The 19,728-nt window shown below is 34.2% G+C and carries 20 protein-coding genes; 7 read left to right on the top strand and 13 right to left on the bottom strand.

The genetic code is table 11. The features are described 5' to 3' along the window. Window positions 1-28: 28 nt before the first annotated feature. Entirely contained in the window at window positions 29-688 is a 660-nt protein-coding gene (locus AC5SR4_RS15720; RefSeq protein WP_495357231.1) for an endonuclease III domain-containing protein, read from the bottom strand. Between the two features lie 122 nt (window positions 689-810). Here AC5SR4_RS15720 and bcp point away from each other — a divergent pair, with 122 nt between their 5' ends. Further along, the gene (gene bcp / locus AC5SR4_RS15715; protein ID WP_495357230.1) at window positions 811-1,263 is read left to right on the top strand and encodes a thioredoxin-dependent thiol peroxidase; all 453 of its coding nucleotides are present in this window, start codon (window positions 811-813) and stop codon (window positions 1,261-1,263) included. 39 nt (window positions 1,264-1,302) lie between these two features. Here the strand turns inward: bcp and AC5SR4_RS15710 are convergent, their stop codons facing one another. Continuing rightward, window positions 1,303-2,772 carry a TonB-dependent receptor gene (locus AC5SR4_RS15710; RefSeq protein WP_495357229.1) on the bottom strand — a complete coding sequence of 490 codons (1,470 nt, stop codon included), beginning with the start codon at window positions 2,770-2,772 and terminating at the stop codon, window positions 1,303-1,305. A 93-nt stretch (window positions 2,773-2,865) separates the two neighbouring features. On the opposite strand from AC5SR4_RS15710, the gene AC5SR4_RS15705 reads away from it, so the two are divergent. Together AC5SR4_RS15705 and AC5SR4_RS15700 are read left to right on the top strand one after the other, a co-directional pair. Continuing rightward, entirely contained in the window at window positions 2,866-3,627 is a 762-nt protein-coding gene (locus AC5SR4_RS15705) for an MBL fold metallo-hydrolase (RefSeq protein ID WP_495357228.1), read from the top strand. Window positions 3,628-3,639: 12 nt separating this feature from the next. Beyond that, window positions 3,640-4,140, top strand: a complete 501-nt coding sequence (locus AC5SR4_RS15700) for a hydrolase (protein ID WP_495357227.1) — start codon at window positions 3,640-3,642, stop codon at window positions 4,138-4,140. 2 nt (window positions 4,141-4,142) lie between these two features. Here AC5SR4_RS15700 and AC5SR4_RS15695 read toward each other — a convergent pair whose 3' ends face one another. Then, the gene (locus tag AC5SR4_RS15695; protein WP_495357226.1) at window positions 4,143-4,511 is read right to left on the bottom strand and encodes a DNA topoisomerase IV; all 369 of its coding nucleotides are present in this window, start codon (window positions 4,509-4,511) and stop codon (window positions 4,143-4,145) included. 37 nt (window positions 4,512-4,548) lie between these two features. Continuing rightward, window positions 4,549-4,929, bottom strand: a complete 381-nt coding sequence (locus AC5SR4_RS15690; RefSeq protein ID WP_495357225.1) for a helix-turn-helix domain-containing protein — start codon at window positions 4,927-4,929, stop codon at window positions 4,549-4,551. Between the two features lie 289 nt (window positions 4,930-5,218). Between AC5SR4_RS15690 and AC5SR4_RS15685 the strand changes: the two genes are divergently transcribed. From AC5SR4_RS15685 to AC5SR4_RS15670, 4 genes are all read left to right on the top strand, one after another. Further along, window positions 5,219-6,376, top strand: coding sequence for a M14 family metallopeptidase (locus AC5SR4_RS15685; protein ID WP_495357224.1), 1,158 nt, complete (start codon window positions 5,219-5,221; stop codon window positions 6,374-6,376). A 70-nt stretch (window positions 6,377-6,446) separates the two neighbouring features. Then, the gene (locus tag AC5SR4_RS15680) at window positions 6,447-6,926 is read left to right on the top strand and encodes an Lrp/AsnC family transcriptional regulator (RefSeq protein WP_044639001.1); all 480 of its coding nucleotides are present in this window, start codon (window positions 6,447-6,449) and stop codon (window positions 6,924-6,926) included. Between the two features lie 289 nt (window positions 6,927-7,215). Next, complete coding sequence (locus AC5SR4_RS15675) at window positions 7,216-7,962, top strand: tyrosine-type recombinase/integrase (protein ID WP_495357223.1); 747 nt, start codon at window positions 7,216-7,218, stop codon at window positions 7,960-7,962. A gap of 5 nt (window positions 7,963-7,967) precedes the next feature. Then, window positions 7,968-9,089, top strand: a complete 1,122-nt coding sequence (locus AC5SR4_RS15670) for an IS91 family transposase (protein ID WP_495357222.1) — start codon at window positions 7,968-7,970, stop codon at window positions 9,087-9,089. A 290-nt stretch (window positions 9,090-9,379) separates the two neighbouring features. On the opposite strand, the gene AC5SR4_RS15665 is transcribed toward AC5SR4_RS15670, so the two are convergent. The 9 genes from AC5SR4_RS15665 to AC5SR4_RS15625 all read right to left on the bottom strand — a co-directional run bounded on the left by AC5SR4_RS15665 (window position 9,380) and on the right by AC5SR4_RS15625 (window position 19,441). Continuing rightward, a complete protein-coding gene (locus AC5SR4_RS15665) occupies window positions 9,380-10,204 on the bottom strand; it encodes a cupin-like domain-containing protein (protein WP_495357221.1) in 825 nt (274 codons plus the stop codon). Between the two features lie 126 nt (window positions 10,205-10,330). Next, window positions 10,331-11,488: a GNAT family N-acetyltransferase gene (locus AC5SR4_RS15660; protein ID WP_495357220.1), complete on the bottom strand. Its 1,158-nt coding sequence runs from the start codon at window positions 11,486-11,488 to the stop codon at window positions 10,331-10,333. A 3-nt stretch (window positions 11,489-11,491) separates the two neighbouring features. After that, complete coding sequence (locus AC5SR4_RS15655; RefSeq protein ID WP_495357219.1) at window positions 11,492-12,661, bottom strand: GNAT family N-acetyltransferase; 1,170 nt, start codon at window positions 12,659-12,661, stop codon at window positions 11,492-11,494. Window positions 12,662-12,666: 5 nt separating this feature from the next. Continuing rightward, entirely contained in the window at window positions 12,667-13,575 is a 909-nt protein-coding gene (locus tag AC5SR4_RS15650; protein ID WP_495357218.1) for a GNAT family N-acetyltransferase, read from the bottom strand. A gap of 7 nt (window positions 13,576-13,582) precedes the next feature. After that, complete coding sequence (locus AC5SR4_RS15645; protein WP_495357217.1) at window positions 13,583-14,743, bottom strand: GNAT family N-acetyltransferase; 1,161 nt, start codon at window positions 14,741-14,743, stop codon at window positions 13,583-13,585. A gap of 10 nt (window positions 14,744-14,753) precedes the next feature. Beyond that, on the bottom strand, window positions 14,754-15,764 hold the full coding sequence (locus AC5SR4_RS15640; protein WP_495357216.1) for a GNAT family N-acetyltransferase: 1,011 nt from the start codon (window positions 15,762-15,764) through the stop codon (window positions 14,754-14,756). Next, a complete protein-coding gene (locus AC5SR4_RS15635) occupies window positions 15,761-17,533 on the bottom strand; it encodes a NeuD/PglB/VioB family sugar acetyltransferase (protein WP_495357215.1) in 1,773 nt (590 codons plus the stop codon). Before AC5SR4_RS15635 ends, AC5SR4_RS15640 begins: the two co-directional genes overlap by 4 nt. A gap of 5 nt (window positions 17,534-17,538) precedes the next feature. Beyond that, window positions 17,539-18,150 (bottom strand): sugar transferase, encoded by a 612-nt coding sequence (locus AC5SR4_RS15630; protein WP_495357214.1) that lies wholly within the window; start codon window positions 18,148-18,150, stop codon window positions 17,539-17,541. Window positions 18,151-18,304: 154 nt separating this feature from the next. Continuing rightward, window positions 18,305-19,441 (bottom strand): glycosyltransferase family 4 protein, encoded by a 1,137-nt coding sequence (locus AC5SR4_RS15625; RefSeq protein ID WP_495357213.1) that lies wholly within the window; start codon window positions 19,439-19,441, stop codon window positions 18,305-18,307. Window positions 19,442-19,728: the final 287 nt, after the last annotated feature.

Below are 19,728 nucleotides of genomic sequence, written 5' to 3'. Positions count from 1 at the left end.
TAAGTTTTCTAAAGTCCTAAATTTATATTTAGGACTTTTTTGATTTATAATAGTCCTGTATTACGGATTGTCTACCTATAGTTTTTGTAATGATGTCTTTTTCCAGATTCCATCCCCTGGCTGGAGAGTACTCCCTACCATACCAAATAATTTGAAGATGCAAATCATTCCACATATCCTTAGGGAATAAACGTTTAGCATCTTTTTCTGTTTGTGTAACATTTTTTCCGTTGCTTAACCCCCACCGGTACATTAAACGATGTATATGGGTGTCTACAGGAAATGCGGGGACACCAAAGGCTTGTGACATAACCACACTAGCAGTTTTATGTCCAACCGCTGGTAACGCTTCTAGATATTCAAAACTTTTTGGGACTTTGCCATCATGTTTTTCAATAAGTATTTTAGAAAGCCCGTGAATGCCTTTACTTTTCATAGGGGATAAACCCACTGGCTTTATAATATCTCTAATCTCTTCAACAGTGAGTTTAACCATGTCAAAGGGGTTGTCTGCTTTTTCAAATAACAAGGGGGTTATTTGATTGACTCTTACATCGGTGCTTTGAGCTGATAACAATACAGCTATTAATAGGGTATAGGGGTCTTTATGCTCTAAAGGAATAGGTATTGTAGGATATAATTCCTGCAATGTTTTTATTATGAACTCTACTTTTTTTTCCTTGGTCATATATCGTATTTTTGTAAAAAACAAAGTTACTATTATTAATAAACATAACTAATTAATTTAAAATTGATCACATTGTATTTGTTGACTTTGTAATACAAGTTGGTGATGTTAAAGAAACTTATATGAAGACACTAAAACAAGGGGATTCGGTTCCTAATTTCACATCTAAAGACGAACAAGGCAATATTGTAACATTAAATGATTTTAAAGGAAAAAAACTAATTGTATTTTTTTATCCTAAAGCCAATACGCCAGGATGTACTTTAGAAGCTTGTAATTTAAGGGATAATTATAAAGCTTTAAAGGATGCTGGGTATGAGTTATTGGGTGTTAGTGCAGATAGCTCTAGAAAACAATCAAACTTTAAAAAGAAGTTTGATTTTCCATTTCCGCTTTTGGCAGATGTTGATAGAACGGTTATTGATGCTTTTGGTGTTTGGGGCCCTAAAAAGTTTATGGGTAGGGAATTTGATGGAATTCATAGAAAAACCTTTATTATAGATGAAACTGGGGTTGTGGAGCGTGTTATAGATAAAGTCAATACTAAGGATCACGCCGCACAGATATTGGAATAGAATAAAAAAAACCAGCTTTATTAAAGCTGGTTTTTTTTATTATCTTGGTTTTCTTCGTTTGTTAATAGTCAGGGGTTTTCGAGTGTAACCGAAGAGCCTGTAGTCTTTTATTAGGTCGTCAGTGCCTTCAGGCACCATATCTTCCCAACCACGCTCGCCTTCAGCAATCATCCTTAAAATCTCTCTAGAGAAAATGCCCATAATGTTAGGATCATAATCTTTAATGTCGATTACTTTTCCATTGTATTTAAAGAATTTGTATAATTCTTTCATACGGGGGTAGACTTTTAAATTTTCACTATTAATCAATTCGCCCGTATCTGGATCGAGCATAGGGTATAGATATACTTTCAGATCTTTGAAGAACAGCTTTCCGAAGGCTTCAAGAATACCACCACTAATATGCCTATAGTATTTTTCGTCAAAGATATCAACAAGGTTGCTAACCCCCATTGCTAATCCCATTCTTGCTTTGGTGTAATTGGAGAAATATTCAACCACTTTATAATATTCTTGGAAGTTGGAAATCATAACGGATTGCCCGAGAGAGCATAGAAGATCTGCTCTGTCAATAAAATCTTGTTCGTCAATTTCACCCTCGGCCCTTAGATTTGATAATGTTATCTCGAAAACCACAACAGTTTTATCTTTATCTACCTTATTTTCTTTGATGAACATTTCATATGATTTCTCATACATCGCCATGTTTACCTTGGTTACAGGCCTAAAACTTCCTCTAAGTGCCAATATGTTTTTTTTGTAAAATACTTTTGCCGGTAGTACATTGGTACCATCAGGGCCAAACATCACGGCATCGGTCATGCCATTTTTTACCAATTGCAAACTCATTAATCGGTTATCTACATTCTTAAAAACAGGACCAGAAAAATTTATCGTATCTATTTCCAGTTGGTCTTTGTCTAAGTGATCATATAAATACCGGAGTAATTTTTTTGGCTCGTTATATTTATAAAATGCACCATATATAAGGTTTGTGCCTAGGATACCTAGCGTTTCTTGTTGTAGTCTGGCATCGGTTTCTTTAAAACGTAAGTGCAATATAATTTCATTATAGGCACCATTGGCCTCTACCTGGTATTTTATACCAACCCATCCATGACCTTTATATTGTTTGGCAAAGTCTATGGTGGCCACTGTATTAGCATAGGTGAAGAATATTTTATTTGGGTGCTTGTCGCGTGTAATACGTTTTTCCATGAGGTTCATCTCGTGGATAAGCATTTTTCGTAAACGTGCTTCGGTTACATACCTGCCATCTTCTTCTGCACCATAAATAGCATCACTAAAGTCTTTGTCATAAGCAGACATGGCTTTTGCTATGGTACCCGATGCGCCACCTGCTCTAAAAAAGTGTCTACATGTTTCTTGACCAGCACCAATTTCGGCAAATGTCCCGTAAATATTTTCGTTTAAATTTATTCTTAGAGCTTTAGTTTTTAATGAGGGAATATCATCAAATTCTTTATCGCCTTTTATGCTAATCTCCATGTTACACAGGTTAAATTCAATAAAAAGTAAAGATATTAAATAACTATATGAAACAAAAAAATAACCTTATTTTTGTCTAAAATTTAAGATATTTTGAAAATAACGTTTCTTGGTACGGGTACTTCGCAAGGAATTCCTATTATTGGAAGCAACCATCCAGTCTGTTTAAGCAAAAACCCTAAGGATAAAAGGCTACGTGTGTCTATTTTGATTGAGTGGGATGCTTTTACCTACGTTATAGATTGTGGCCCGGATTTTCGATATCAAATGTTACGGGCTAATTGCCAGAGAATTGATGGCATTGTCTTTACACATGAACATTCAGATCATGTTATGGGATTGGACGACATACGGCCTTTTTACTTTAGGCAAGGCAATATACCAATATATGCCCATAAACGTGTTTTAAAATCGCTTACTAAGCGGTTTGACTATGTGTTTGCCACAAAGAACAAATATCCAGGAGCGCCATCTGTTATATCCAATCGTATTAAGAACAAGCCCTTTATGTTAAAAAACTTAGAGGTTACACCCGTAAAAGGAAAACACGATCGTTTGCAGGTATTTGGTTACAGGTTTGGGGACTTTGCCTATTTAACCGATATGAAAACGGTTAAAGCCTCTGAGGTGGAAAAAATAAAAAACGTGCCGGTTTTGGTTATTAATGCTTTGCGTATTGAGCCACACAGGTCTCACTTTAACTTAGAGGAAGCATTGCAATTTGTTAAAGAGGTAAACCCCGGAAAGGCTTATTTAACACACATTAGCCATTTATTGGGATTTCATGATGAGGTTGAAAAAACATTGCCAGAAAACGTATTTTTGGCTTACGATAATTTACAAATAATAGTTTAAAATCAATAAAACATGAAGCAGCGAATTTTTATGTATTTATTTGTGTTTTCAATACTACTCGTATTGTTTCAATATGTAAACAGTAAACGTGTATTTGAAGATATGAGCACAAAAATAGACAGTTATAAAGACCAATTGGAACATTATAAAGATTCGGTAGGTTCTATGCAACATGAGATTTCAGATTTGGATCATTTTAATTATTCAAGAAACGAAGATGCTATTAGTTATTTTGAAAACAGGGGCATTAATGTAAATGGGTTAGAAGCTTATATAAAAGATGAGCTTTATAGGTCAAACGAAACCAGAGGGCAACACCCCATAATACCGTACGCTTCTAGTGAGGGCAGAAGAATGCTTATAAACACTGTGAGACTACTTAACCATAAATGGATTATTGCTGATTTTTCAGATGGGGAATATTGGGGTGAGGTATTTTTAACTTATGATATCTCTGACGATAAACAGCTTACATTTACTTTAGCAGAATCGTTTTTATATCCTTTTAATTAGAACTATTTAACCTTGTAAGCAATCCCTTTTTGCTTTTTGGTTTCTCCAACATACGAGTATTCATAAGTATATGATGAGTCCGTTGTTGTTAAGATTTTTAAATGGATATCTTTGTGCTCAATCATGCTTTTAGGGTTGATGGTTTTAAAAACCACTTCACAATCGTTTATCCAGCGTAATTTTGATGAATCTATTTTATTGTTGTAAACTTCTACCTGTAGGTCTTCAGTACGTTTAAATTTTGATTTATATACTTGTCCGTTTATAGTCACTTCGCTATAAAATTCACCGGTTTTATAATCATTGCACCGACGTGTGGTTTGGTAACAGCTAAAAAAACTGAAGCATAAAAGGATGTAAAGGAATTTCATTATTAGGTTTTGAAATGCAAAACTACTAAAGATTCGTTTAATTTTTAAAGTTTTTAAAAGTTCCATCAGAATAAAAGATAACTATGCGTTCTATAGACTTTTCGGTATTAGTATTTGTGATCTCTTTTTCAGGAACTAAATCATTGGGCACTTCTTTGATAATTTCTTTCTTGGCATAATCGTTTTCTTGGGTAGAAGGGAAGTTTCCTTTTCCATTAAGCAACCAATACAATTCAACTTCAGGGAAAGCGGATAATATTTTCAAAACAAACTCTAAACTTGGTTTGTTCCTTCCGGTTAAAATATGAGAGATGCTTGAGCGTTGTACCCCAATTTTTTCAGCAAACGAGGAAGCATTTTCACCGTAATAATCAATTACTTTTTGCAGTCTTTTTGAAAAATCTTCTGTGTTTATCATTGTAAATCTTTTGGTAGCACTTATCCTTTACAAATGTAATAATAAGGATTAACATAAGGCTATAATTAGCATGAAAACATGAGTTTTACTTAAATTTAAAGTTCATACTAAAACAATTAAATGCCTGAAATAAAGCATTTTATAGCAAGAGTTACAAATTGATTAGTTTTTTGTTTACAAAAAACAATTTTAGAAAACGAATATGTATACATCAATATACAAAAAAGGTGTTTGTATTGTTTACAAATGTAAATTAGTAAATGTTTACATTTGTACACAAAATTTCACAATGCATTTAGAGACCTTACAATCGTTGTATTTAGACAACAAGGAAACACGTTTAAATCACCGATATATAACCAATGCTCATATTGAGCCTTTGTTGCATAATTTGCGTGATCACTTAAATATAGAAACTCTTGGATATTCTGTTTTAGACAATCCTATTTACGGACTTAAAATTGGTCATGGAGAAAAACGGGTATTAATGTGGTCTCAAATGCACGGTAATGAGTCCACAACAACTAAGGCTTTATTTGATTTGTTAAATACATTATTATCCCAAAATAATCAAATAAGCCCTATTTTAAATAGCTGTACACTATATATTATTCCCATTTTAAACCCTGATGGAGCCAAAGCCTACACGCGCGTTAATGCCAATCAGGTTGATTTAAATAGAGATGCCCAAAATTTATCGCAACCAGAGAGTAATGTTCTGCGTGCTGTTTTTGAGAGTTTTAAACCTCATTTTTGCTATAATTTGCATGGACAACGGACTATTTTTAGTGCAGGTAAAGTAGACAAGCCTGCTACGGTATCGTTTTTGGCACCTGCACAGGATGCGGCTTGTACAGTAACACCAAATAGAATGGTTGCAATGGAGATAATTGCTGTAATGAATGTTATGTTGCAAGAGGTAATACCTAACCAAGTAGGTGTTTATGATGATGCCTTTAATTTAAATTGTGTGGGGGATACGTTTCAAAGTGAAAATGTACCAACCATTTTATTTGAGGCGGGCCATGTTGGCAATGATTATGCCAGAGAGCAAACCAGAGAGTATATTTACATGTCATATATAGCCTCATTAGATTATATATCTAAACATACTATTGATGGAACTGGACATAAGCCTTATTTTGATATCCCTGAAAATGAAAAACTGTTTTTTGATGTGATAATAAGGAATGTAAAACAAGAAGGAACTGGTGAAAGTGATTTGGTTGATATTGGTATTTTGTATCAAGAAATGTTAAGTGAAGATAAAATAGGTTTTGTTCCAAAAGTTGAAAAAATAGGAGATTTGAAAGATCATTTTGCACATAAAATAATTAATGCCAATGAGTTAGTGGTTTTTGATATGGATGGAAAACCTGTGGATATAGGTTACGAAAACGTTTTCGTAATAATAAATAATGAAAAAATATCGTTATTTTCGAAATAAAGCATAGTATTTATATACAAATATTGAATAAAATGTATTAATTTTGCCTAATATTTAAGAATAATTAATTATGGGGAAAATTAAATTAGACGAAATTGATCATCAAATTCTTGACATGTTAATCGATAACACAAGAATTCCGTTTACAGACATTGCAAAAAAATTATTAATATCTGCCGGTACCGTACATGTACGTGTAAAAAAGATGGAAGAGCAGGGTATTATTAGAGGTTCTTCGTTAATGTTGGACTATAAAAAGCTAGGATATTCTTTCATAGCATATGTTGGTGTTTACTTAAATAACACTTCTCAAACCAAGTTTGTTTTAGAAAGAATCAATGAAATTGCTTATGTAACTGTGGCGCATATTACTACTGGCAAGTTTAATATTTTCTGTAAAATACGGGCTAGAAGCACCGAGCACGCTAAAGAGGTTATCTTCTTGTTGGATGATATTGAAGGTGTATATAGAACAGAAACCATGATATCCTTAGAAGAGAGCATTAATGATAAAAAACGCTTAATGCATTCTATTTTTAATGATATGTAGAGTAATCATTAGAGTCATAAAATATTTATGAGACTGCCAATAACAACTTGTTGAACTAAACCTAAAGGTAGCTTTCCAGTGAAATACACTCACTTTTGGCTACCTTTAAGTAATGTTAAATCTTATAATTTTAAAATTATGAAAAAAAAGCATTACTCTCATTGAAAAAGCGTGTAAATCTGTACCCGAGTTTACAGAATTATACCGCAAGTTAGAACGCTCTGTAACCCTTTCAGGCAAAAGCATCAGTACCTTTACCAATTATGCCCGTTGTCTGGCTCACATCACCTTGCATTTTAATTGTAGTCCTTTAGATTTAGATGAAGAACAGGTTTTAGACTACCTACATGTTTTAAAATCACAATCTAAAGCACCTTCAGGAAGCTTCTTTAAGCATACCGTTTATGGTTTACGGTATCTGTATCGCATCTATGAACTAAAAGAGATGCGCGTCGTGCTTCCATCGATCAAGCGTCCCAACAAATTGCCGGTGGTATTAAGCCGTCAAGAGGTTAAGTTACTTCTTAAAACGCCTAAACTATTAAAACACCGTTTAGTTCTGGCTATGTTGTATGGCTGTGGCTTACGTTGTTTCGAACTTCGCAACCTTCAATTAAAGGATTTGGATTTCGATCGCAAGATGCTGCATATCCGTCAGGGAAAAGGCAATAAAGACCGTTACGTTCCTTTATCTGCTCTGCAAATTCGTGGTCTTAAAAGCTATATTTCAGCCGAACACCCTCGTATCTGGTGTTTTAACGGTAATCATGCTGAAGGTACACCTGTGCCGTTATCCACCCGGGGTATACAGTGGATTATACGTGAAGCCCGTAAACATAGCGGGATTAAGAAACAGGTCACCACCCACAGTTTCAGGCATAGTTATGCCACTCATTTACTGGAAATGGGACTGGATATTATTAGCATTAAAGAGCTGTTGGGGCATGCCGACATTCAAACCACATTGGTTTACCTTCATGTGGCACAATTAGGTAGACAAAAGCCTTTTAGTCCTCTAGATCGGTTATATAGTTAGTAGTTGTGAAACGTGCTACCTATGAAGTAGCTCAGGTGTTAGAACGCAATCAAAATCAACTATCAGCCTATAGCCATAGCAGTTGGCAGCTAAGAACCTTGCATGCCATACGAAAGTGTAGAACCTTAGCGCTGGGTGGGCATATAGACCGCTGCAATAACCCCAAATGCAACACTTTACACCTGAGTTATAACAGTTGCAGAAACCGTCATTGTCCCAAGTGCCAGGGACATCAAAAAGAACAGTGGATACGGGCTCGTGAAGCTGAACTGTTACCCGTGCCTTATTTTCATGTGGTGTTCACCTTACCACAAGAACTTAACCGCTTGTGTCTTTACATACCTAAAACACTTTATAACACACTCTTTAAAGTGGCCTGGCAGGTTATCTATGACTTTGGGTGTCACCCAAAGTTTTTAGGCGCTCGCGCAGGAATGATTGCTGTACTGCATACTTGGGGGCAAAACCTATCGTTGCATCCGCATCTGCATTGTATTGTACCTGGAGGAGGAATAACATCTTATGGACGATGGAAATCTGTAAAACATAAAGGAAAATATCTCTTCCCGGTAAAAGCCATGAGTAAGGTGTTTAGAGCACGCTTTGTGGCGCAATTACGAAAATCATCAAATCTAGAAATCACATCAGATTTTTATAATGACCTATTTAAAAAGCCTTGGGTGGTGTATTGTAAACGTCCCTTTTTAGGCCCCGAGCAGGTGGTAGAATATTTGGGGCGCTACACCCATAAAATAGCCATCAGTAACCATCGCATACTGGCTATCGGGAATGGTTCTGTAACCTTCTCGGTAAAAGATTATCGGCATGGCGGTAAACGTAAAATGATGTGCTTACCCGATGCCGAGTTCATCAGACGTTTTGCTTTACATGTTTTGCCTAAAGGTTTTGTTCGTATCAGGCATTATGGTATGCTCAGTTCTTACCATAAAAGGCTAAGCTTAGTTGAATTAAAGAAAACACTTGTTCCGGTAAAGCTAAAAGAAAAAGCTCCCTTATTACACAATATATGCCCTAAATGCCGACAAGGACGGTTAATAACCATTACAACATTTACAGCTCGAGGCCCGCCAAAACACTGGATAAAACAGTTACATAAGCCTCAATAAAAAAACGTTGCCAAGCACGTAACAGGCAGATATTGTCTAAATTTTAAATTATGAAAGAAATAAACCTCTGTAAAACCTAAATGTTTACCTTACTTATTAAGATAAAGACTGAAAACGATTGTTGAGTTGAACACCAAATAGAAATAGGCCTGAAACAACTCCTTAAACCCCTCTTAAAAAAACAAACCAATCCCCATAGTAGGCTAACCGACCAACTACCGGTTCAGTCAACACGGCGTTCATGTTTGGCCGTACCGACCACACGAACACTTAGTTATTATTGGCAGTTTTTATTTGTTGCAGCAAAAGCAATTCTTAGCTTTATAATAGCCTCTTCTGTGCAGGTAATCTATGGCTCGAATGCCAAACATTTCTAATTTGGAGAAACCAAAATCGCTAATACTTATAGATGTTTCCAGTGATTGTACATAGTGCCACCATTTAGAAGGTACATGGAGCATATCACCCGGTTCTAAAATAACCTTTAGAAATTCTACATCCTTAAATTTAGGAAATTTTTCAGGTTGAAAATTATTGATATCTACCAGACTAGCAGCGCCTCCATTGATATATTTCTCACTGGGATACATTTTTTTGTTGTATTTGGGAGAGGCGATGATAAACATTTTTTTACCTTTTATTTGAGCGTACATGTTTTTACCGGTGTCGTTGTGGAAACCGGAAACAGTACCGGCCGGTCCAATCCAAGCGGTTACATCGTTAATTTCTGTATGGGTTTCAAAGAATGAAAAATCAATATCGTCTTTAAGTTTTGGGAAATATTTAAAGATATCTAAAGTAGTCAAGTAGTCTTTAATAGCTTCTTTATTAGTTTCGGCATCTTTTAATTTCTGAATGTAGTCGTGAAACGACGATTTGGTATAGCGATTGTCGTCCTGAATGAAGTTTCCGGACAGCAGGTGGATTTCATTGTCGCCATCAAGATTTAAAAGAAAATCCAAATCCCAGTGTTTAGTAGCATTCCAGTTTTTGGCTTGACCTCGCATAACAACAGGGCGCTTGTTAAAATATTTCTTTTTGAATGTTTTAGAGTCTAAGGCTGTAACTTCTTCAAGTGGTTTGCTTTGTTCGAGTATATCGTTTAGTATGTTCATTTTTATAGGCGTGACGATTGGAATCTGATACTAAAAGTAAAATAAATATTCATCTAATTATAATGATTGGGTGTTATAATCGATAAATTGTTAGTTAATTGGATAATCCATACACTATTAGAAGCCTTAAGCGTATTTTATGGCTTGTTGACTGTTCTTACCGACAATTAGAAAGGTGTTTTCCATTTCTAATTTATAGACTTTGATGTTGCTGATGTGTTCCTTATTGGCGTAGAGGAAATCGAAAACGGTTTTCCTAAGTCCGGTATAGGTGGTGGAGTTGAAATCTATTGCCGTCATGGTGTTTTTATCCAAGTTGTTGTGATCGATAGTTTCAAAGATAACAGCTTCTGTGTCGTTATCGTCTGTTTTGTATTTAGACGCTTTTAGCTTCTTTATAAACACGTCTATATTATATGCTTTAAGGATGTTTTTAAGTTTGATTTTATTGGTTTCTATCCAGCTCCCCAAGCGAGCAGATGCTTTAGATTTACTATAAATAATATGATGTTCAAAGCTGTAAATCAGTGTACTCCATCGTCTTTTGTATTCCAAAGTGCCATAGGCCATATCCAACATGTCATATTTGTTATCGAGACACCATTCCAACAGTTTGTAAATAGAGATGTTGCCCAAGGCAAACTTGGCATAATCAATATCGTAGGAAGGAATGGAAACAAATAAAATATTTTGGTAGTGGTGATTGATGCATACGTGTACGGGTACTTCATTTTGATAAATGACAAAAATGGAAGCTTTACCGGAATTGATAAGCTCCCGTGTGCTGTTTAGATAAAATGTCCAGTTTTCCAGAATGTCATTTTTCTCATTGCGCTGATTGAACCTAGTGGTTAACATGCTGTGCAAGGTTTCCATATAGTAGGTGTAGTCTTCTTGCGAAATGTGACCATAAAACATTTTGTAGGTGCTATTAAAACATTCTTCAAAGCGTTTGTTGAGTCGTTTGATGTTGGCACGAAAACTCTTGCTGTACGCACTATTCATAAACTCCTGAATACCTTGTTCTTTGTTTAGTGTAATAGCATAACCGACTATTTTCTTTTGAGATTGTTTTTTTATTTCAAACGGGATTTTTTTTGAAAACACAGGGGTTAAATAGGAGGGGAATAATTTAATAGAGATAGCCCCAAGGTTGTCTTGACCCGGACCCCCGGAATATATAAGGGTATCGTGGGTGTTTAATATTAAGTTTTCATAATAGGGTAGCACCTGGTGGTGTTCGGTAAGCGTATTGTAAAAATCTTTATGGGTTACTAGGGTCATGGGCTATGCTATAACTACTTTTTGAATATTATCTTTACCTTTTAAAATAAAAGCCTTGTTGGTAATTTTATAGACTTTGAGGTTGTTGTAATGTTCTTTGTTAAGATATAAAAAATCGTTGATAGCCTTCTTTAGAAAGCTGTATGCGTCTTCGTTAAATGTGATTTGATTTGCGTTATTTTCTTTAAAATCGTGGTCGTTAATAGTTTCAAACTTAAACGGTGTAAATAACGGATTGGCGTTATCATTCTCCTTTACATACTTGTTTTTTAGTTTGTTTATTAATGTGTCTACCTTTAGTTGCTTGAGTGTGTTTTTAAGGGTAATCTTAAAAATTTCCAAACGTATTGCTATGAAGCTGCTGAAGTGTTTGGGGTTATACACAAAATGATAATCGTATTGATAGGGTAGATTGCACCATATTTGTTTGTATTCCAAATCGCCATTACCCATATCTAGTATAGAATAGTTGTTCTCCAAGCACCATTCCAGCAATTTATAAACCATGGTGTTGCCTAAGCTGAATTTAGAGTAACTAATATCGTAGCAAAATACATGACCAATAAAGACGCTGTTAATATGGTAATTAATGGAAATGCCAACCATGTCTCCTGATGCTGTAATGATAAATAACGAAGCCTCTTTATTGCATATTTGTTGGTAGGTTTCCTTAGCATAGGCCTCCCATTTATCCAATGTCTCAGTAGTATCTTCCTTTTGGGCAAACCTTAGCTTTAGAAACCCTTTTAAGACCTTCATGGCTTTTTGATAGGTGGCTTCCGGTATGCTTCCGTAATACAATTCGTAGCTCACGTTAAAGCAAGCCTCCAGACGCTTAATCCGTCTGAGGATAGGCGATCGGGTCTGTGACTTAAAATTAGATTTTAAATAAGTATCTATAGTATTGTGCCCCGTTAGGTTAAGGGCAAATCCATCTAAATTATACTGTTTTATTCTTTTTAGGCTGTAGGTGTCTTTGGTTTTGTTTACCGATAAGTATTTAGGAAATAAGGAAATAGCGTAAGCCTTGCTTTGAATGTTCTTTGCATGGGTTTTATCAGCCCTATAAAAGATTTTTTCATTGTGTTTTAATTGTATTTTAGAATAACAATCTGGTATGTTATCCTTGAGATAAAACGTGTTGTAAAAATCTTGTTTTATTAAAAGCGACATAGGGTTTAATTGAAACGTAAGTTTAATTGGTTGTAAATTCGTTTTACAGTATTCTTCAAGACTATAATGCCTATTTCTATATGTGCCAGAAAATAGGCAGCTATGGAATTCTTTTTGTAATAAACTAAATATTCCATGTCATAAATGGTATTGCCCCAATTTTTTTTATGATCGGTAACCCCCATACCTAAGTCTAAAAAAGAAAACTTGTTTTGAAAGCACCAATCCAAGCGCATATAATTGTTTAAGTTGCCCAGTCCGAATTTACTAAAATCAGAGTTAAAAGAATGGGTTTCACCAAAAAAGATGGTGTTGTGTAAATGCCTGTTAACAGAAATACTTATGGGCTTATTATCAGCATAAATAACGAATAAAGATGATTTTTTTTGTCGGATCAACTCCGCTAGGTTTTTAGTATTATCTTTCCACTCCATCAAAAATACATGATCGTTTACTCTGCCGGAAAATCGCTCGGTAATCATCTCATGCAATGCTCCTAACAATTGATTGCACTTATCGTCCGTAATAGCTCCATAGTTGTATTCATAAGTAATGGTAAACACCTTTTCCAGACGTTTTGTATTACGCTTGATGTTTTTTATAAGATGCGTTTTTATTAGTTTTTTAATGAAGGTTTTTCTTGTATGGTCATTATCATCGAGGGTGACTGCAACACCAGAAAAGCCATAATGTTTAATTCTTTTTAATTTATAATCAGAGCTGTTTACTAATTTAGCATCCATAAAACTAGGAAACAAACTGGTATAGAATATGAGTGGTTGTTTGGGAAGCATTACGGTGTTGTCATTTACAAAGATGTGTTGTTTGTAACGCACCTGTTCAAAGCATTTTGGAATAGCAGCTTTTGCATTCTTATAGAAATCCCAAATGAATATATTTCTTTGAATAGCCATGCAATTTTTATTTAAAACACCATTTTACAGCAATGCTTTGTCCTTGAACGATAAAGGTATTGGTTTCGTTAATAACCTGAAACAATTTTACTTCAGAAAGTTTTTCAGAATACGCATAAAGAAAGTCGTTTAGAGGTTTTCTTAAAAAATAAAACGCCATCGCATTGTAATCAATATTCTTTACGGTAAAGGCAGCATGAGATTCAATAATTTCTGAGTCGTAAATGCGTTCACTATCAATCGCATTCTTTTTATTTGGGCTGAGACTATCCCTAAGAGCTCGGTATTTATCGGGAATGTTTTTAGAAATAAGATAATGGATAAGGTTGTATTTTTGTACCAAATAGGTTTTGTAAAATTGCGCTACAACACTACCGGGCTTCGCAATGATATGGGTCTCAAAATTGTAAGTAAGGTTACTCCATTTTATTTTATAATCGAAATCGCCATAACCCATATCAAATAAAGTTATGTTGTTTTCCATACACCATTCCAACTGTTTATAGATTTCAATATTTCCTAAACTGAATTTGGAATAGTCGAGGTTATAGGATGAGATAGCGCTATACATAATACTATCAACATGAAAATTTAGTGAAATTTCAATAGGGATGTTATTATTGTAAATGACAAAAAGGGAGGCTTTTTTTTGATTAATTAAATGGAAAGCTATGTTTTTATAATAATCCCAATGCTCAATAGTCCTGTTTTTTCCCTCACGCTGTTGGAATCGCTTGATAATCATTTCTATTAAGCAATTCATTAGATGCAAATAGTTATCTTTATCGATGGCTCCGTAAAACATTTTATATTGAACATCAAAGCAATGTTCTAAGCGATTTAGCAGTCGGGTGGTGTTCTTTTTAAAGTTACTGCCGGCATTTGTTTTTAGATAGGAATCTATATTGGTAATGCCTTCCATAAGGACTGCATGCCCTTTTTTATGAACTATTTTATTGCTGATGAGGCCTGGTTTTAGTGTAGTTTCCAAATAATCGGGGAGGAGACTAACCACATGTACATTTGTATTGCTCTTTTTTGCTGTTTTTAAATGAGTTATGGCTTTATTAGTATGCTTTATAGTGATGGCTTCAAAAACAGGGGAAATCGCTCCTTTTTCATAGAGGTTGGAATAAAAATTGGTTTTGAAGCGTATGGTTTCTAGCATAATATTTCAATTATTCTTTTCCGGTTGCTTGTCTGTTTTTCAAAGCAAACTTTATCTTGCTTAATGTTTTATTAATATTCTTATCTCTTAGAAACTGTTTAAATCTAAAAAAATATGCCAAACCGTGAGCAGTTACTGTCGCTTTCAATGATTTGGAATCGTAAAAAATATGATATTCAAATTGATATTGCAATGTACCCCAACGGTCTTTATAGTCATAATACCCTTTGGAGAAATCGAATATTTTATAGCCATGTTCATAACACCATTTAAAAAGTTCCATAAGGTGAACTTTTCCTAAATTATATTTGTAATAATCGGTATCAAATGTGGTCATGGCAAAGAACAACACCTCTTCAGATAAATAATTCAGGGAAATAGCTATGGGCTGATCGTTGTGATAAATAACAAACAAAGATGCTTTACCTTCTAAAATTAAAGGATAAGTAGATTCATGATAAAAGGCCCATTCCTGCGGATCTAAATTATTATTAGATTCACCTTTTTCATCAAAGCGCTTTTTTAACATATTATGGAATGCCTCAAAAACGCGATCGTATTCCGTTTTTGACATAGCGCCCAAATAATTTTCATAACGGATATCAAAATCTTTTTCCAGATGACGCTGGTAGGCTTTAAACTTATACCGACTTTTTTTACTAAAGTTGGCATTTAAATAAGTATTAAAATCTTTATAAGTGTCTAGCTGTGTTAAAAAACCTGAATATTGTGTTGTTTTCAACAGCTTGACGTGAGGAGGGAGGTCGCTGTTTTGAACATTAAAATATTGTGGGACATCATAAATAAGGGCAACCTTTTTTTTTAAACCATCGGCACGCCTATTTATTTTATAAGACATGCCTTTAGAAACGCTTCCTCCAAAATTGGTATTAATGAGTCCTTTTTTAGATTCATAAAAAAGAATGTCCTCAATACATGGTATGTTTTGAGGTTCCTTCTTGAAGTGAGCGGCCCATAGTTTTGTATATGATGCAGATGTGAAAGGGTTCTGTTGTATCACAAATCAATATTTAAATCGTCCAGAGATCGGTACAGCGGGAAATAATTGGAAACGTATTTGATGCCTTTGCGTGCAATCAGTTCATTGTAAACAGTTTCATTAACGATGAGTTTCCATAAATTAAAATCCCTAAAGTCTTTTGAAAATGAGGCCTTGAAATGGAATAGTGAGTCATTGTCATTACCCCCTAAGCCACCTCCTAAGTTAAAGAATTTATATCCTTTTTCGGAAGCTATCAGGCGCATTTCATCAATAAGCAACTTGGTAGGAGTGAGGTGTAGCGCATCATTTCTGGTACCGGAAAGATGGTATTGTACAATGCCATTGGTAATAATGAATTGACATGCCGCTACGGTTTGGCCGGTTTCATTATCAACAGCCATGAGTATCTCTGATTCAAAATCGTTTGAATTGGCTATTTTCTGAAAATAGGCCTTACTGAAATAATAGGATTTTTTAGCGTTCACCCGATTCATGTTTTCATAGTAAATATCCATGAACTCTTTGAGGTCGGCCTCTGTGGTTGCCTTTTTTACGGAGCAAAGTCTTCTTGCTTTATTTATATGTGTTTTTAGTCGGCTTTGAAAAATAGTTCGTTGGGTGTCAATATCTTGAGTAATATCTATATTAACCACTTTCCCTTGGTTGGAGATGTAACCTAAATCGGCCAGAATCTGGCATTGGTTTTCAATGAAGGGGTTGAGTCTAGAGAATACGGAGACGTAGTTGTTGTCTTTAAAGTATTTTTTTAAAGCTTTTATAAATTTATTATTGTCAAAATTTTTTGTAATCCCTTTGCCTATAGGACCTGAATAGCCATAAACAGAAGTGGCATCTTTGTATTGAGTTCCTTCAATATCTCTTACAAGTAAGGGGATGCCTATTAATATATCTTTTTCTTTATAAGTAAGTAGTATCGCTGTTTCACTATCTAATTTTGATAGCATGTGGTAATCGTACGTATGGTAAAAATCATAATGGTCAATTTTTCTTAAAAAAAGATCCCAATCGTTTTTTTCGGTTATAACCTCTAAATGGTGGTGGCTGGTAATTGGTTTTATATCTACATCTTTGGTGAAATCTGATATATGATATAAGTATTTTTCTCCTTTTTTAATGGTTTTGACAATTTTAGCAGGAATCCCATAAGCCATTTTATAGTCTGCTACATTTCTATTGACAACTGCACCAGCACCTATAATTGAATGTCTGCCTATGGTAATATCTTGGATAACATTAGCCCCTAGGCATATCGCACTATAGGATCCTACGGTTACATTGCCTCCTAAAATGGCTCCGGGAGCCAAACTAGAAAACTTTTTCATATGCCCCTCATGGTCTATAGATGACTTAGTATTTAGAATACAGAACTTACCTATTTTTGAACTGCTGTTAATTACAACACCAGGCATAATAACAGTGCCCATTCCAACTTCGACACTTTTTCCAATAATCGCATTAGGGTGCTTTGCTATGATGAATTTAAAATCAGGAACCAGGTTCTTAATTTTATCATACATTAATTTTCTAATCCAATTATCGCCAATGGCTATAATACCGGCATTAAAATCGAATTGTGCCATCAATTCAGGTAAATCGTCTTCTGTTCCTAAGATATCATATTGAAATATATTTTTTCCTTTTGCTTTATAGGAGTCGATTAAGCCAATAATGTTGTATTTGTTTTCTAACTCAATAATATCAATTACAACCTTTGCATGGCCGGATGCTCCAATAATGATTATATTAGGTCTTTCTGTTTTAGACATAGGTTTTATTCTTTAGGGGTGCCTGTAAATAAGGGCATATTCAAATTGGCAGCGTTATTTACGCCTTCTTTTTTTACAACTTTTTTAATGGTCAATAAAATTATTTTAATATCCAATAAAAAAGAAAGGTTGTCTACATACCAGGTGTCTAATGCAAATTTTTGTTCCCAAGATATAGTATTTCTCCCATTCACCTGCGCCCATCCTGTGATGCCCGGTTTAACAAAATGACGTTTTTTTTGCTCTTTATTATATAAAGGAAGGTATTCAATTAATAATGGTCTGGGACCTACAACACTCATATCACCTTTAAGAACATTGAGTAATTGGGGTATTTCATCTAGAGAGTACTTTCTAATGAAAGTACCAACTTTGGTAATACGGTCTTCATAAGGTAATAGATTGCCATCTAAATCTTTTTTATCGTTCATGGACTTAAATTTGATAATGGCAAAAATCTTTTCGTCTTTTCCAGGGCGTTTTTGAAAAAAGAACGGCTTTCCTGAATTAGAAAACAAAAGCCAGATAAGGGTTAGTAAAAAAACAGGCGATAAAATAATGAGGCCTATAAGTGCCAGGCAAAAATCAAGAAGTCTTTTAAAAAAAGATTTATACATTTTGGGGGTTTTAATTTGAAGCTAAATTATCATATAAATTTATTTTGTACCTATTTTATTGTTGAAATGTTATTATTTCTGTCTAAATGGAAACTTAGAATAAACCATTGTATGTTTACAATGGGCTATTATATGTTTACAATGATAAAAGGATTTATAAAGATTGATATTCTTTTAAAATTGATTCCCAAACAAATTGTTGTTGAAATTTAGAAGTTATAAGTTCTCGACAGATTTTAGGGGCGTAATAATCTTTGTTCTCACAGAACCATAACATTTTTTGAAACAAACTCTCCATATCCCTAGAGGGAATAATAGTACCGTTTTTACCCTCAACAATAATCTCATTAGAGCCATTAATGTCGGTAACTATACTGGGAATACCCATAGCGCCTGCTTGTAGTACTACATTGGGAAATCCTTCTCTATAGCTTGGAAAAGTTAATATATCTGATATAGCTAGATAGGGCCTTACATCATCTACCCAAGAAGTAAATATGATATCAGTATTTGATTTTATTTCCTGATAGGTTTCTTTTGAAACAGGGTCTAATGTTTCTTCAAAAGCACCTAACAGCAAGAGCTTAATGTTTTTTTTTGTTTTGCAAAGCTTCACAAAGGCTTCAATAAGCTCATTTATACCTTTGTCTTTTACAATACGTCCTATAAACACAAAAACTGTATCTTTTTCTGAAATATTTAATTCGGATTTTAAAGTAATTAGGTGTTCTTTATCAATTCTATTGGGAGAAAAGTAGTTGGTATCTATACCATTTACATTACCGTTGGCTATGATTTTTAGGGGTTTGGAAGTGATTTTGTAATTTATTAAATCGTTTTTTACTCCATTTCCTTCCGGATATACCTTGGTAGCACACCAACAAAGCATTTTATCTGTAAGAATTAATATTTTTTGAGTGATGCCTCGCTTTGTTGGAAATATGAGTCCGGTAAATGTGTGTATTCGATGAGGTACTCGAGCAAAAAAAGCAGCTGTCATGGATAGTAAGCCTGCTTTGGGTGTAATAGAATGTACTATATAAGGTTTTTCATTTTTAAAAAAACAGTAGAGTTTAAATAAAGATTTTAGATCTTGAAGAGGGCTTATTTTTCTGCTGATTTTAATGGTATGAATAGGGATCCCTTCTTGTTCGGATATGATTGGAATTAATTCTTCTTGAGGAGATGATACTCCAATGATTTCAAAATAATTATTTAAAAACTTTAATTGCCCTTTAAGTAAAACAAATGAAGCAGGGATAGTTGTGGCGCGAATGACTTTTTTCTTCATCGAAATTTGGTGGCATTATTTATCAGTAAGAGCAAATATAGAGAAAGTCTTCAAATTGTTTAGTCTCACATGCAAGAGATTTCACTTTTATTTTTACAATAAATAGTATTTTTTTAAGTCTTTAATTATTGAGTCTATGTGTCTATTCTTACTTGATTATTAAGTTGTTACAAGTTATTAACAAGTCATAGTTTAAGAAAATTATATAAATATTTTTGCCAATCACATAATAAAAGCGTCTGGAACAAGTTTTATACCGTATATATGTTTTTTATAGTGTAAATTAC

This window comes from Aestuariibaculum scopimerae, assembly GCF_059428085.1.
This window is presented reverse-complemented; position numbering and strand designations above follow the sequence as displayed.

What these genes read in the sequence shown, in the direction of transcription:
- AC5SR4_RS15720 (WP_495357231.1), bottom strand. Translation starts at nt 688, where the DNA reads ATGACCAAGGAAAAAAAAGTAGAGTTCATAATAAAAACATTGCAGGAA.
- bcp (WP_495357230.1), top strand. Translation starts at nt 811, where the DNA reads ATGAAGACACTAAAACAAGGGGATTCGGTTCCTAATTTCACATCTAAA.
- AC5SR4_RS15710 (WP_495357229.1), bottom strand. Translation starts at nt 2,772, where the DNA reads ATGGAGATTAGCATAAAAGGCGATAAAGAATTTGATGATATTCCCTCA.
- AC5SR4_RS15700 (WP_495357227.1), top strand. Translation starts at nt 3,640, where the DNA reads ATGAAGCAGCGAATTTTTATGTATTTATTTGTGTTTTCAATACTACTC.
- AC5SR4_RS15695 (WP_495357226.1), bottom strand. Translation starts at nt 4,511, where the DNA reads ATGAAATTCCTTTACATCCTTTTATGCTTCAGTTTTTTTAGCTGTTAC.
- AC5SR4_RS15690 (WP_495357225.1), bottom strand. Translation starts at nt 4,929, where the DNA reads ATGATAAACACAGAAGATTTTTCAAAAAGACTGCAAAAAGTAATTGAT.
- AC5SR4_RS15685 (WP_495357224.1), top strand. Translation starts at nt 5,219, where the DNA reads ATGCATTTAGAGACCTTACAATCGTTGTATTTAGACAACAAGGAAACA.
- AC5SR4_RS15680 (WP_044639001.1), top strand. Translation starts at nt 6,447, where the DNA reads ATGGGGAAAATTAAATTAGACGAAATTGATCATCAAATTCTTGACATG.
- AC5SR4_RS15665 (WP_495357221.1), bottom strand. Translation starts at nt 10,204, where the DNA reads ATGAACATACTAAACGATATACTCGAACAAAGCAAACCACTTGAAGAA.
- AC5SR4_RS15660 (WP_495357220.1), bottom strand. Translation starts at nt 11,488, where the DNA reads ATGACCCTAGTAACCCATAAAGATTTTTACAATACGCTTACCGAACAC.
- AC5SR4_RS15655 (WP_495357219.1), bottom strand. Translation starts at nt 12,661, where the DNA reads ATGTCGCTTTTAATAAAACAAGATTTTTACAACACGTTTTATCTCAAG.
- AC5SR4_RS15650 (WP_495357218.1), bottom strand. Translation starts at nt 13,575, where the DNA reads ATGGCTATTCAAAGAAATATATTCATTTGGGATTTCTATAAGAATGCA.
- AC5SR4_RS15645 (WP_495357217.1), bottom strand. Translation starts at nt 14,743, where the DNA reads ATGCTAGAAACCATACGCTTCAAAACCAATTTTTATTCCAACCTCTAT.
- AC5SR4_RS15635 (WP_495357215.1), bottom strand. Translation starts at nt 17,533, where the DNA reads ATGTCTAAAACAGAAAGACCTAATATAATCATTATTGGAGCATCCGGC.
- AC5SR4_RS15630 (WP_495357214.1), bottom strand. Translation starts at nt 18,150, where the DNA reads ATGTATAAATCTTTTTTTAAAAGACTTCTTGATTTTTGCCTGGCACTT.
- AC5SR4_RS15625 (WP_495357213.1), bottom strand. Translation starts at nt 19,441, where the DNA reads ATGAAGAAAAAAGTCATTCGCGCCACAACTATCCCTGCTTCATTTGTT.